The organism is Sedimentisphaera salicampi (assembly GCF_002117005.1).
Taxonomy (GTDB): Bacteria; Planctomycetota; Phycisphaerae; order Sedimentisphaerales; family Sedimentisphaeraceae; genus Sedimentisphaera; species Sedimentisphaera salicampi.
In genome coordinates, this window is record NZ_CP021023.1 from 2,117,975 (window position 1) to 2,131,471 (window position 13,497).

A 13,497-nucleotide genomic window follows, 5' to 3' on the forward strand; every position below is an offset into this window, starting at 1 on the left:
AAATTCGGTAAGTTCAGTCCGGAAAGGGCAACTGGCGTTATTTGGGATAAGGTTAAAATTTATTAATTTTTTATCTGGAGATAAATATGTGTATTCTTAGAGTTTCGGTTATCGCTGCTCTTGCTGCAGCAGGCATTGCATTCGGTTTCGCCGCAGGCGACGGCACGGCAAACAACCCATACCAGATTTCCACCCCCGACCACCTTGAAGCGGTGAACAACGACCTCTCCGCCCATTACGTTCTGAAGAATGATATCGACCTTTCGGCCAGAACCTACGACCGGGCTGTTATCGCTCCTGATACTGATTACACCGATTCGGATTTCAACGGCAGCCTCTTTTCCGGCTCATTTGATGGGGCAGGTTATAAGATTCTGAACCTTACAGTTGACACTTCAAATGTAACAAAAGATTATCCCCGATATCTCGGCCTTTTGGGAAAAATAGATGGCGGCGAAGTTCGAAATCTCGGAATTGAAAATGCCCAAATAACTGGCGGCGATAATTCAAGATATCTCGGCGGCCTGTGCGGATATAATCGGGAAGGCACAATCACAAACTGCTATGCGACAAGCGATATTTCAGGCTTTGTTTATCCCGGCGGCCTGTGCGGATATAATGATGACGGCATAATAACGAACTGCTATGTAACAGGCTCTGTTTCGGGTGGCGATAATTCTTATTATCCCGGCGGCCTGTGCGGATATACTAGTGGCACAATCACGAACTGCTATGCAACAGGCTCTGTTTCGGGAGGTGATAGACTTGGCGGCCTTTGTGGATGGAATTCGAACGGCACGATCGAAAACTGCTATGCCACCGGCTCTGTTTCAGGCGGCGATGATTCTCATCGTCTCGGCGGCCTGTGCGGATTTAATTCAGGTACAATCGCGAGCTCCTATGCGACCGGCTCTGTTTCAGGAGGCAGCCATCTCGGCGGGCTGTGCGGATACAATTATGAAGGCACAATCAGGAACTGCTATGCGACCGGCTCTGTTTCAGGAAAAAGAAATCTCGGCGGCCTGTGCGGAGTGAATTTAGGCACAATTACAAGCTGCTTCTGGGATAAAGAGGCAAGCGGGATTGCCTACAGCTATGGCGGAACGGGGATTACGACAGCCCAGATGCAGACTCTGGACACATTTACCAGTGCCGGATGGGATTATGTAAACGAAGATACTAACGGGCAGATGGATCTCTGGTATCAGCATGCGGGCGAATATCCAAAGCTTTTCTGGCAGGCGATCCCGGGCGACATCAGCTATGACGGATACGTCGGCGAGGCTGATATGATTATTATGGCAGAGCAGTGGCTTCAGGCTCCGCCGGAACAAACCCGCCTTGAAGCAGATTCCAACTTCGATGAATACGTTGATATTCTCGATTTTGCGATATTTTCAGAAAATTGGCTTTTAGAAAACTAATTTTAATATTTATTGAAAGGAATCCAATGTTTTTAGTTAAGGACACCATAGAGCAAAGGGATGAACTGATAAAGTCTCTGGAAGATTTAGACACTGCTGTTGCTGTTGTGATAGCGGCTGCGCATTTCGAATGGACCCTAAGGCGATGTATTCTCGCTTTGGGAACAAATCCCACAAAGGAAATAAAGGACGAAGAAGGGGCTTTGTATAAGTGCTGCGGTCTTGATGGGTACAAAGATGCGTGGAAGGAAGAAGTTAAAAATCAAACAGGGGAGAACCTTGCAGAAGTTGTCAGCTCTTGGGAAGAAGTTCGTAAGGCATTTGAACTTAGAAACAGATTAGTGCACGGCTCAGGCGGGAGCACTGGAAAAGAGTATGGAAGGGATAGAATTGATGTTTTGCTTAAATCAGCGAGAGAATTGACCGACTACGCTGAAAAGCATGGCAAGAAGATTTACGGGAATAATATTGTAAGAAAAGAAAAACGCGAATAATTCACATAACCCAAAATAATCAGCTAAAATTAGCGGCTAATAAATCCCGTCTAAAAAATATCCCCTTAGTGAATCTTAGAGCTGCTTAGTGGCTGAAATATCTCAGCGGAGATTAGCGGCGAAATCTTAGAACTCTTCATGGCAGCTTTGCCGGAAAATATAGACGCACACATGGCCCTTTAAGGATTGAATTTTTGCATTAATGATTATAATGCTAACTGCGTTATGATTATTTGTTCATTTTTTTTCGGGAAACAGATATGTGCGGAATAGTAGGATATATAGGCAGTAAGCCTGCCCAGCAGATACTTATAGATGGGCTGAAAAGGCTTGAATACCGCGGCTATGATTCAGCAGGCATCGGCCTGCATGGCGGAACAAAAATAAAGATAACCAAGCAGAAAGGCCGGATTGCAGGTCTCAGCGAGTCTCTCCCCCGAGATAACCCCATCGAAACTGTGGGCATCGGCCACACCCGATGGGCTACTCACGGCGAACCTAACACGGTAAACTCGCACCCGCATCTCGATTATTCGGGCAAAATATCCGTTGTGCACAACGGGATCATTGAAAATTACGGCGCTTTGAAGAAGTTCCTCATCGAAAAGGGCTGTGAATTTAAGAGCCAGACCGATACAGAGGTAATAGCGAATCTAATCGGATACTTCTACGAACAGGAAACCGACTGCGAGCAGGACTGCTTCGAGTGGTCTGTGCAGAAGGCTCTCAATCAGGTTTACGGAACATACGGGCTTGCTGTGATGTGCAGCGATTATCCCGATGTGATTGTTGCAGCGAAGAAGGGCTCGCCTCTGCTGATTGGTGTGGGCGACGGGGAGAATCTGATTGCCTCGGATGCCTCTGCTATTGTTGAACACACAAAGCAGGTTATATATCTCGAAGATGATGAGATGGCGATCGTTGAAAAAGATGACGTTACCATCAAAACCATCCACAACAAACGCATTGAAAGAGAGCTCAAGGAGATTGATTTCTCCATAGAAGAGATAGAGCTCGGCGGATACGAGCATTATATGCTCAAGGAAATATTCGAACAGCCAGATGCGCTTTCAACCTGCCTCAAAGGCCGGCTGGATATGAACAACTACAAAATTATCCTCGGCGGAATCGAGAATCTCTCCCGCCAGCTCACAACAGCAAAACGCTTCATCCTCACCGGCTGCGGAACTGCCTGGCATGCCTGCCTTGTGGGCGAGTATCTCATGGAAAGGCTTGCCAGAACGCCTGTTGAAGTGGAGTATGCAAGTGAGCTGAGATACAGAAATCCAATTATCGAGGAGGGAACGGTAGTGATAGCGGTGAGCCAGTCCGGCGAAACCGCCGATACTCTCGCAGCTATTGAGATGTGCAAGGAGCGCGGGGCCACTGTCCTCGGCGTTGTTAATGTGGTGGGTTCTACGATCGCCCGCACAACCGATGCCGGAGTTTATCTCAGGGTTGGCCCGGAGATCGGTGTTGCCAGCACGAAGGCCTTCACAGCTCAGGTGGCAGTGCTTACGATGATGGCAATCGAGCTTGGCAGAAGGCGCCATCTGGACAATGCAAGAACCGAGCAGCTGATTACAGACCTCAACAAAATACCGAACATCATCAATGATGTGCTCAAATATTCCGATATGATAAAGGATATCTCCAAAGAATGCGGCGACCGCGAAAACTGGCTCTTCCTCGGCAGGGGATACAACTACCCGACAGCCCTTGAAGGGGCTCTGAAGCTCAAGGAGATTAGCTATATCCACGCCGAAGGCCTGCCCGCTGCTGAGATGAAACACGGGCCGATTGCACTTATAAACGACGGTATGCCCGCTGTTTTCATCGCCACGCGCTGCTCAAATTACGATAAGATAATCAGCAACATTGAGGAAGTGCGTGCAAGGGGCGGGAAAACAATCATTATCGCAAATGAAGGCGATGAGGAAATCGAAAGATACGCAGATTATCTGATTCGGATTCCGAATGTGGATGATGCCCTCGAACCGCTGGTTGCGGCGATTCCGCTTCAGCTGCTCGCCTACCACTGCGCAGTGCTGCGCGGGCTGGATGTGGATAAGCCCCGCAACCTCGCCAAGAGCGTTACTGTGGAGTAACGCCGGCTGATTGTCGGAGCGATGCTTTATGGCAAAAGTAATTAAAACTGCTGCCTGCCAGTTTCCTGTGTCTGCGGATATTTCCGCTAATCTGGACTGGATGATTTCGTTTATTCAGCAGGCGGGAGAGAAGGACTGCGATGTGGTTCACTTCCCTGAATGCTGCCTCAGCGGATACGCATCTGTTGATTTTAAAACTTGGAAAAATTTCGATTGGGATTTGCTCCATGATTCAGCCGAAAGGGTAGCGCAGGCAGCAAAGGAAAACAATATTTACGTAATCTACGGAACAAGCAGGCAGAATGAAACCGGCGATAAACCCTACAACAGCCTAATTGTGATTGATAAGGCCGGCAACACGGTGAGCGTGTATGATAAGTGTTTCTGCACGCCCAAGGGGATTGCGTTTTACCAGCCCGGCACACAATTCGTTAAATACGAGATTAACGGCATCGTCTGCTCCTCGCTTATATGCTACGACCTCAGATTCCCCGAGGTGTACCGAAAGCTCAAGTCGATGGGGGTGGAGTGTATATTCCAGTCTTTTTACAATGCACGCCAGCGAAAGGCCTCTGTACATACCGATATTATGCGTCAGACAATGCAGTGCAGGGCAGCCACGAACTACTTCTGGGTGAGTATGACAAATTCCTCCGCACCGATAAGCCCGTATCCTTCCGCCTTTATCCGCCCGGACGGCAAAATTGCGGCACAGCTCCAATTCGATACGCCCGGGATGATGATAAACAAAATCGACACTTCCCTCGAATTCTACGACGCCTCCGGACCATATCGACAAACAGCAATGAACGGCCGCCTAAACAACGCCTGAAAGGCTTAGCTTATTGGCTGAGTAATGCCGTATTTTGCAGGTTTTCCTAATTATGATTCGCCGGTTAGTTGGCTGTACGCTTAGGGCTTATTCCCATTCGATTGTGGCGGGGGGTTTGCTGGAGATATCGTAAACCACTCTGTTCACTCCGCGAACCTCGTTTATTATCCGGCTTGAGATGATGCTGAGAGTATCGTACGGTATTCGTGAGAAGTCTGCTGTCATAAAGTCTGAGGTGTCCACAGACCGCACAGCGATCACGCTCTCATAGCTCCTGTCGTCTCCCATTACTCCCACATTCTTCACCGGCAGAAGAACAGCAAGTGTCTGGCTGCATTGCCTGTACAGTCCGGCGGCCTTTATCTCATCGATTAGAATTTCGTCTGCCTGCCTCACGATCCTCAGCTTTTCTTTTGTTATATCGCCGATTATCCGCACTGCAAGCCCCGGGCCGGGGAAGGGATGCCGCCATACCATATCTTCAGGCAGGCCGAGGTATTCCCCGAGCAGGCGAACCTCATCCTTGAATAGATCCCGCAGCGGCTCAACAAGCCCGAATCCAAGCTCCTCAGGCAGCCCGCCAACGTTGTGGTGCAGTTTGATATTAGCTGCGAGGTTGCCGTCTTTCGAGCCCGATTCTATCACATCCGGATAGAGCGTCCCCTGGGCGAGGTATTTTGCGTTTTCGATCTTCTCCGCCTCGGATTTGAACGCCTCAATGAATTCTGCCCCGATAATCTTTCGCTTCTGCTGCGGGTCTGTGATCCCTTCAAGCCTTCCCAGAAACTGCTCAGACCAGTCCACCACGCGCAGATTAACGTTGAAATGCCCGCAGAATGTTTTTTCAACGCCCTCCCGCTCGTTCTCGCGGAGAAGGCCGTTATCAACGAATATGCAGTGCAGCCGATCGCCGATAGCCTTGTGCAGAAGCGCCGCCACAACTGAAGAATCCACTCCGCCGCTGAGCCCGCATATAACGTTTTCATCCTTGAGCTCTGCTTTGAGCTGGGAGATCATCTCCTCTGCGATATCTCCAATCAGCCAGTCGCCATTGCATTCGCAGATCTGATAGAGGAAATTCTTGAGCATCTCGCTGCCGTCGGGGGTATGAGTAACCTCCGGATGGAACTGGACGCCGTAGAAAGGCTTCTTCCTGTATTTCACCGCTGCATAGGGGCAGGTTGGCGTTTGGGCGAGCGTGATGAAATCATCATTGAGCTGATTCACCTGATCGCTGTGGCTCATCCAAACGGTGGTTTTCTCCGGCACGCCCGCAAGCAGGCCGGAATCCTCTGATACATGCAGATTCGTCCTGCCGTATTCCCTGCTCTCTGCCGGCCTGATATCCGCGCCGAGAATCTTGCTTGCTATCTGCATCCCGTAGCAAATCCCCAGCACAGGAACGCCGAGGTCGAAGAGCTTCTCGTCGCAGCTCGGTGCATTTTCATCGTAAACGCTCGCAGGCCCGCCGGAAAGGATTATTCCCGCAAGGTTTTCCCCTGCAAGTTCTTCTGCCCTCACGCTCGGCGGATAAATCGCCGAGAGCACCTTCTGCTCGCGAACCCGCCTTGCGATAAGCTGGCCGTACTGACTGCCGAAATCTATTATTGCTATTTTTTCATGAGATTTTTTCATTAAAGCGCCTCAGATTACAGCGTATCGGTATAGTTTGGAGATTCTTTAGTAATATGTATATCGTGCGGGTGAGATTCGGCGATCGAAGCCGCTGTTACCTGCAGGAATCTTGAATTAGTGCGGAGCTGTTCGATATTCTGCGCGCCGCAATATCCCATTCCGCTTCGCAGTCCGCCGACTAGCTGGTAGATGTATTCGCTCAGATGCCCGCGATAGGGCACTCTGCCCTCCACGCCTTCAGGCACGAGCTTGTTTTTGCTTTCTTCAGCCTTCTGGCCGTACCGGTCTGCGGAGCCGAGAACCATCGCCCCCAGCGAGCCCATCCCGCGATACTCCTTGAACTGCCTTCCTTTATATATGATAAGCTGTCCCGGGCTTTCAGCGAGGCCAGCAAGTATCGAACCGAGCATAACGCTGCTCGCCCCTGCGGCAATCGCCTTTGAAATATCGCCTGAGAGCTTGATGCCGCCGTCTGCGATTACCGGCACATCGGCCTGATCGGCGTATTTAACCGCCTGCATAATCGCAGTAATCTGGGGCACTCCCACACCTGATACAACTCTCGTTGTGCATATCGCGCCAGGCCCGATCCCCACCTTCACAGCATCCGCTCCGGCATCAATCAGGGCTTTCGCTGCTTCGGTTGTACCTACGTTGCCCGCTATTACGTCTATCCCGCAGGATTTCTTCAGCTCTTTTACGGTATTGATCACATTCTTGGAGTGTCCGTGGGCAGTATCCACTACCAGCACATCCACATCGGCATCAATCAGCGCATTAGCCCTGTCGTAGTCGTGTACGCCGACAGAAGCCCCCACCCTCAGGCGGCCTTTATCGTCTTTCGCTGCCATGGGAAACTGTGTTACCCGCTCTATATCACGCATTGTGATAAGGCCGGTGAGCCTGTCTCCGTCAACGAGAAGCAGCTTTTCAACCTTATGACGCTGCAGTATCTCTTTGGCCTGTTCAAGGGTTGTATCAGAGGAGCTGGTTACAAGATTGCTGCGCGTCATAATCTGCTCAACCTTCACGTTGTAGTCTTCGAGGAATTTCATATCCCTGCTGGTTAGTATGCCCACGAGCTTCTTATCCTCCACAATCACCGGAACACCCGAGATGTGATGTTCGTCCATCAGCTCCTTTGCCTTGAGCACGCGGTCGCTGGGGGTGAGCGTGATTGGATCGAGGATTACGCCGTTCTCCGAGCGTTTTACCTTTTCAACCTCCCGCTTCTGCGCTCTTATGCCCAAGTTTTTGTGTATCACCCCGATTCCGCCTTCCTGCGCAAGGGCAATGGCAAGGGCAGATTCTGTTACAGTATCCATTGCCGCAGAAACTATGGGGATATTTATTTTTATGTTTCTTGTGAGCCTTGTTGAAATCTCCGCCTCGGAAGGAACGATTTCGCTCTGCTGAGGTACGAGCAGAACATCATCAAATGTGATCCCCGTGCCGGCAATCTTTTTCTCGTTATTCATTTTAGCTCTCCGTTGTATAGAGGTATAGCTTTGCTGTGAAGGTAGTATATACCGGTAGCCCTCGAGAAATGTCGCAAAGGAAATTTACCGGCAAATACTGCTCAACCCGAAGCCAAATTTTACTATATATATCGCTTTCAGTCAAGATGGAGAACACGAGCGACAGCCGAGAAAAATTGCAGCGAGTTTCGGAATCTTCTTGATAATTTTGCCCGTTGGAATATTATATCCCGCTCCGAGGGGCCGTAGCTCAGCTGGGAGAGCGCTTGCATGGCATGCAAGAGGTCGTGAGTTCGAATCTCATCGGCTCCATTCTGCTCCTCATTTAAAAACCAATCCTGCTCCTGTTTTAGTCTGAGCATCAGTCCGGCAGCTCTGTGCCTTCATTCATAATTGACAGATATTCTGCATAGGAGTATAAACGGTTTCGCTTTCTGCCGGTAAGTTCTTTAACAATTCCGAGCTTTTCAAGCTCACGAAGACAAGAGTTCACAGTAGATTGTGCGAGATTAGTTTTCTCCTGAAGCCAATTTGGCGAGGCAATCGGGCGTTCCAGCATAGCCTTTTGAATTAGGTGAGCGGAGCCGGATATACGTTTGAGCCCGTTAATTTGCTGCGCATCTGCTTCTGAAAGCTGCTTCAGCTTTTGGGCGGTTCCCACCGCTTGATTCGCAGTATAGATCACCGCATCGGCAAAGAAGCCCAGCCAAGCCTCCCAGTTGCCGGTAAGCCGAACTGTATTGAGCAAATCATAATACCGCTGCCTGTGAGTCTTGAAATATAAGCTCAGATACAACATTGGCTTTCTGAGCACTTTTTCCGAACATAGCAGAAGAGTAATTAGAAGACGCCCAAGACGCCCATTACCGTCGAGGAAAGGGTGTATAGTTTCAAACTGTACGTGTGCAAGCGCCGCTTTAATCAGAACCGGAGTCTTCTCCGGTTTATTTTGAATAAACAATTCCAGCTTGCCCATGCAGTCTTGAATACACTCGGGAGGAGGCGGTATGAAAGCCGCATTTCCCGGGCGGCTCCCGCCAATCCAGTTTTGGCTTTTGCGGAACTCTCCAGGTGTTTGTTCCCTGCCCCTCCCTTCTGAAAGCAGGATGCTGTGAATCTCTTTCAGCAGCCTGTTGCAAAGGGGAATGCCTTCTTCTAATCTTTTCATACCGTAATTCAGCGCAGCTGCATAGTTGCTCACCTCCTGAACATCATCCAGCGGCACTCCGGGCTGTTTTTCAAATTCAAACAGCAGAAGATCAGAAAGTGAAGACTGGGTTCCCTCAATCATGGAGGAGAGAACCGCTTCTTTACGAACATACATATAAATAAAGAGCGACGTATCCGGAAGCAGCATTGAAACAGTGTCAAGACGCCCAATCGCCAGCATAGCATTATCAAACTTCTCCCTGAGCCCGGAAGAATACTCAATCGGAGGCACTGGCGGAAGCGGCGCAGGGATAAATGCTTGAGCCTTTTCTCCAACTGTTGATATGTTTATGCAGCGGCCTTGCAGCTTCCTTTTCATAATCTTATTTCATTTTTTAAATTAACAAATTTTTTATTTTGACTTACGCCTTAATTCAAAATAGCAAATTTATTTCAGTTTGTCAAGAACCACTTTTATTTGATTGTGAAAACAACTCTCTTTCGCTTATTTGAGGATGCGCTTCTCTATGGCAAGGCTGGCAGGCAGATTTTCCAAATCCTAATTCACGTTTGTTTCTAAGAACCTGCCATACATTCGCAAGAACGGCTTGTCTAATCGCTGATAATAGGCTTCAGGCTGAGTTTGCTCAATATCTGAATGCACCTTCTTTTTCTGTGGTGTTCCTGCTGGAGTTCTTTCAGATATTTCTCCCACTCATTTTCCCTGCCGTTTTGTTTCATAATTTTACGTGCCTTTCGCAGGTATTCGGCGGCTTCGTAGTATGATTTAACTTTAGTTTGATTTATATAATCCTCCGCAATCTTCTGCCATATTTCAACTGCTCGCTGCGGAGCGCAATCTTTTGCTGCCTCAGCCACATCATCTGCAAAATGAACCGGTTCTCTAAAACTCAACTCATTTTGCTTGTCAAACCAGTAAAGAGCTCTCTCTGGGTCTTTTTCGTATATCGCAATATAGACTAATGAACGGATATTAGGGAAAAATCTGTAAGTGTTCGTTTCAGCATCAATATTTTCAGGTTTCGCCAGAGGCCAAGACAAGTTTTCCCAAGGCAGATTACCTTTTTCAAGATATTCAAGCAGCAGCTCCCGAACTTCCGTCCAAGTTTTATTCTTTTTGTTTATCTTTTCGCATGCAGCATAATTGTCTTTGCCAGGTGAGATTATAAAATCCTCAACATCCATAATTGCGGCAGATGCCCAGTCCTTTTCGAGCTTGTAGATTTGTTTCAGCTGCTCCCGCAATCTGCCGACAATTCCACTGTATATCTCCTGATTCTGTTTGATCCCTTCGCTGATCCATTTTTTTGCTTCATCGTATTTCTTTTGCTCTCTCAGCACTTCTACAAGCCTCGGGTACTTGTTGTTTGTTCGGGCTTCAGCCCTGCAGATATACAATATTTCATTGTTCCTTCCGGCCTTTTCAAGTGAATAAACCAGCCAGTCAACAAATGTATCTCGGAAATGGTCTTTGCCGTGATTGGGAGAAACCTTCGAAAAACCTATAACTTTCAAATGAACCAGCAATCTATCTGCAAATCTGCTCCACTGAGATTCAGGACGATTTTTAATGAGAAAAATTCTAAAATCATCAAAGAATTTATAGCTGTCTTCCAGAACGACATTAAGGGCGTGTTCCATTTTTTCTTCTTCTGTAGCTGAAGACTTCTGAAGTGCGCAAAACAGGACAGGGGATATTTTTTCAAAATCCAATTCAATGAATTCCTCGCTGTACAAGGTATCCATTTGGTAAATCCCGGCAGATACGATCTGAGCTGCCAATTCCAATACCTCATCAGCATAGCCTGCCCGAATTAGCCTCTTGAGGTTGCTGTTTATCTCTTGATAGTCGAGAATGTTTTCGTCCGGCTCGCCGTAATAATCAAACTGCACCTCATCGTAGGCGGTTTCTAAATACTCTTTCAGCCAATATATAAGCTTTTCTGCTTTCTCCTTGGTAAGTTTGTTTCGCTTAATCAGCTCTTTAGTGATCCCCGGGAATACATCAATCAGTTCATAAATAAGCTCCTTGAGCTCGCCTTTACTCTTCCCATCCAGCAATTCGGATAGTTGTTCAGCCTCATTTTCCTTCTCGGTATGCCCATAAATAGAGCTGTTAATTTGTGCAATGCTTAAAGTATGCTCGGAATTCTGCTGTTTGATTAAAAGCAAACGGGGGTCATACTCTTTTGCCTCAGGGACTTCAATTCCCTTTTCGTGCATTTCAATATATTTAAGCACTGCGGCCACCCCATGCTTGCAGTTTACAGCGTAAGGGCAGGAGCATTCCGATTCGAGGTCCCCGTCTTTGTCTATTTTCACGTGAACTGAATAAACAAACGTGCCCCTTACCGTGGCAATCAGACCGCTTTGAAAAGCAGCAAGCTCGGAAACTTTTGATTTATAGCCTTCCCCCCTTGAAACAATTTTAGTGCCGGCCCATGCAATTAAATCGTTCCAAGTAAGCTCTAAGAATCTGTCCAGTTTTTTGTCATCCATATGATACTTCTCAGCTCTTTTTACTATTTGCTGTTTCCCGCGGCAAAGATAGTAAGCTTTAGATTCAATTTTGACAATGAGATTTTTTTAATATGATAGTAATTAAATCTTGCAAAATGATTTTGGCAAGGACTTATCAGGTGGAATATTTTCAGCGGAAATTATGAGCAGAGTTATTCCGCTGTTTTATGTGCAGAACGTAAATGCTGTGGAAGGATAGATATGAAAATTCAAAGACGAAAATTTTTAAAGCAAACCGCCAGCTTAGGTATCCTCTCAACAATAAGCCTGCTCTCAAAAGCAGCCTATGCAGACTACTTTAATCAAATCGGCTTGGGCGGAAGGGATCTCAATACAGTTTTGAGAATTTTGAACTATGGTTTTGGAGGCCATTTAGAAGATAATGAGCTGAATCACATACCTCCTGAGCTTAGAAAATTGTATTCGAAAATGTACAACCTGCTTGCGGAAAAAAGAAGCAGCAGTTATGCAGATTTGTTTTCGGATGCTGAAGTAAGAGCTCTTTGCAGAATTCAGGGCATAAATCACATCGGCGGCCCGATGCTGGGAGATGTAACACCAACAGGAGTTAAGGTATGGCTGCGCACGCTGCGGCCGGCAGAGGTAAAAATTCGAGTTGAAACGCCTCAGGGTAAAATTGATTTCGGGCCGGTAAATTCAACTGCTGAATCAGAGCATGCAGCGATTGTGCCGCTGAAAGGTCTCAAGCCCAATACACATTATCCATACAGTGTAATGATTGATGGGAAGAAGGTTTCACTGCCCTTTGAAACATCTTTCAAAACAGTAAACAACAAAGAAGCAGATTCTAAACGCATTGCATTCGGCACCTGTCCGCACAGGTCGGGATTAGGCAATTCAGACCTGTTTAAGCTGATAAGCAGCCGCAAACCCTCTGCCATGCTGCTCGGCGGTGATATCGCCGCTCAAGACCGGCGGAATAACGGAGCAATGCATCGAGCGGATTATATTCTGCGTGATTTGCAGCCGCCATGGCAGCGTTTTTCTGCCAACATCCCCGTATATGCGACATGGGACGACCACGATTATTTTGATAATGATCTGGCCGGAATTCCAAAGGGTTTTACAGATAAAGACCGTCGAAACGTTTGTTCAATATTTAGAAATGCATGGAACAACCCCGATTACGGGGCTTCGAGCGGCGTATTTTTCCGAACACGGATAGAGCCCTGTGATGTAATAATGCTTGATCACAGATACTTCCGCAATCAGGATGATTCAAACAGGTTTCTCGGAGATGACCAGATGCAATGGCTTAAAAAACAGCTGATAGATTGCAAGGGGCCGTTTGTTATCCTCTCGTGCGGTACGATGTGGAGTGATTATGTTTCCAACGGAAAAGACTCATGGGGAACGACAGCTCCTTCCGAAAGAGAAAAGCTCTTCAGTTTCATTGAAGAGAACAAAATCCCCGGCGTAATACTTATCTCAGGCGATCGGCATGGAGCTCGCGGATTCCGTATTCCGAGACCTTCCGGTTACAGCTTCTATGAATTTGAAGTTGCAGCTCTTGGCGGGAGAAGCGGCCCGCCAGCAAAATCTGAAAAATGGGATACACAGCTTTTCGGTTATGCCAAGAAATATATGTTTGGAGAGTTCGATTTCAATACAAAAAAGGCTGATCCGGAGGTTACATTCAGACTTTTCCAAGACAACGGAAAGCAATTATATGCCAAAACGCTGAAGCAAAGCCAGCTCACCCCTCAATGAGATTTTTTGGGGTATGGCCGATTGCTGATAGCGTTTCGAGAAAACTTCCCGCTTCACTAAGGCTTTTTGCCTGCACCGACCATAGCTTAAATACACAGAGAGACT

The 13,497-nt window shown here is 47.6% G+C and carries 9 protein-coding genes and 1 tRNA gene; 6 read left to right on the plus strand and 4 right to left on the minus strand.

The genetic code is table 11. From position 1 onward, the window contains the following. The first annotated feature begins 86 nt into the window (after window positions 1-86). From STSP1_RS07975 to STSP1_RS07990, 4 genes are all read left to right on the plus strand, one after another. The gene (locus tag STSP1_RS07975) at window positions 87-1,424 is read left to right on the plus strand and encodes a GLUG motif-containing protein (RefSeq protein WP_085755850.1); all 1,338 of its coding nucleotides are present in this window, start codon (window positions 87-89) and stop codon (window positions 1,422-1,424) included. Window positions 1,425-1,450: 26 nt separating this feature from the next. After that, window positions 1,451-1,918: a hypothetical protein gene (locus STSP1_RS07980; RefSeq protein ID WP_085755851.1), complete on the plus strand. Its 468-nt coding sequence runs from the start codon at window positions 1,451-1,453 to the stop codon at window positions 1,916-1,918. A gap of 260 nt (window positions 1,919-2,178) precedes the next feature. After that, window positions 2,179-4,026 (plus strand): glutamine--fructose-6-phosphate transaminase (isomerizing), encoded by a 1,848-nt coding sequence (gene glmS / locus STSP1_RS07985; RefSeq protein WP_085755852.1) that lies wholly within the window; start codon window positions 2,179-2,181, stop codon window positions 4,024-4,026. Between the two features lie 28 nt (window positions 4,027-4,054). Continuing rightward, window positions 4,055-4,858 carry a carbon-nitrogen hydrolase family protein gene (locus STSP1_RS07990; protein WP_085755853.1) on the plus strand — a complete coding sequence of 268 codons (804 nt, stop codon included), beginning with the start codon at window positions 4,055-4,057 and terminating at the stop codon, window positions 4,856-4,858. A gap of 87 nt (window positions 4,859-4,945) precedes the next feature. On the opposite strand, the gene guaA is transcribed toward STSP1_RS07990, so the two are convergent. Both guaA and guaB read right to left on the minus strand, forming a co-directional pair. After that, complete coding sequence (guaA, locus tag STSP1_RS07995) at window positions 4,946-6,493, minus strand: glutamine-hydrolyzing GMP synthase (protein WP_085755854.1); 1,548 nt, start codon at window positions 6,491-6,493, stop codon at window positions 4,946-4,948. Window positions 6,494-6,507: 14 nt separating this feature from the next. Continuing rightward, window positions 6,508-7,971 (minus strand): IMP dehydrogenase, encoded by a 1,464-nt coding sequence (gene guaB, locus STSP1_RS08000; protein WP_085755855.1) that lies wholly within the window; start codon window positions 7,969-7,971, stop codon window positions 6,508-6,510. Window positions 7,972-8,210: 239 nt separating this feature from the next. Between guaB and STSP1_RS08005 the strand changes: the two genes are divergently transcribed. Continuing rightward, window positions 8,211-8,283, plus strand: a tRNA-Ala gene (locus STSP1_RS08005). 49 nt (window positions 8,284-8,332) lie between these two features. Here STSP1_RS08005 and STSP1_RS08010 read toward each other — a convergent pair. Both STSP1_RS08010 and STSP1_RS08015 read right to left on the minus strand, forming a co-directional pair. Beyond that, a complete protein-coding gene (locus STSP1_RS08010; RefSeq protein ID WP_085755856.1) occupies window positions 8,333-9,499 on the minus strand; it encodes a Fic family protein in 1,167 nt (388 codons plus the stop codon). Window positions 9,500-9,732: 233 nt separating this feature from the next. After that, entirely contained in the window at window positions 9,733-11,640 is a 1,908-nt protein-coding gene (locus STSP1_RS08015; protein ID WP_085755857.1) for an SWIM zinc finger family protein, read from the minus strand. Between the two features lie 222 nt (window positions 11,641-11,862). Here STSP1_RS08015 and STSP1_RS08020 point away from each other — a divergent pair, with 222 nt between their 5' ends. Next, window positions 11,863-13,392: an alkaline phosphatase D family protein gene (locus STSP1_RS08020; protein WP_085755858.1), complete on the plus strand. Its 1,530-nt coding sequence runs from the start codon at window positions 11,863-11,865 to the stop codon at window positions 13,390-13,392. Window positions 13,393-13,497: the final 105 nt, after the last annotated feature.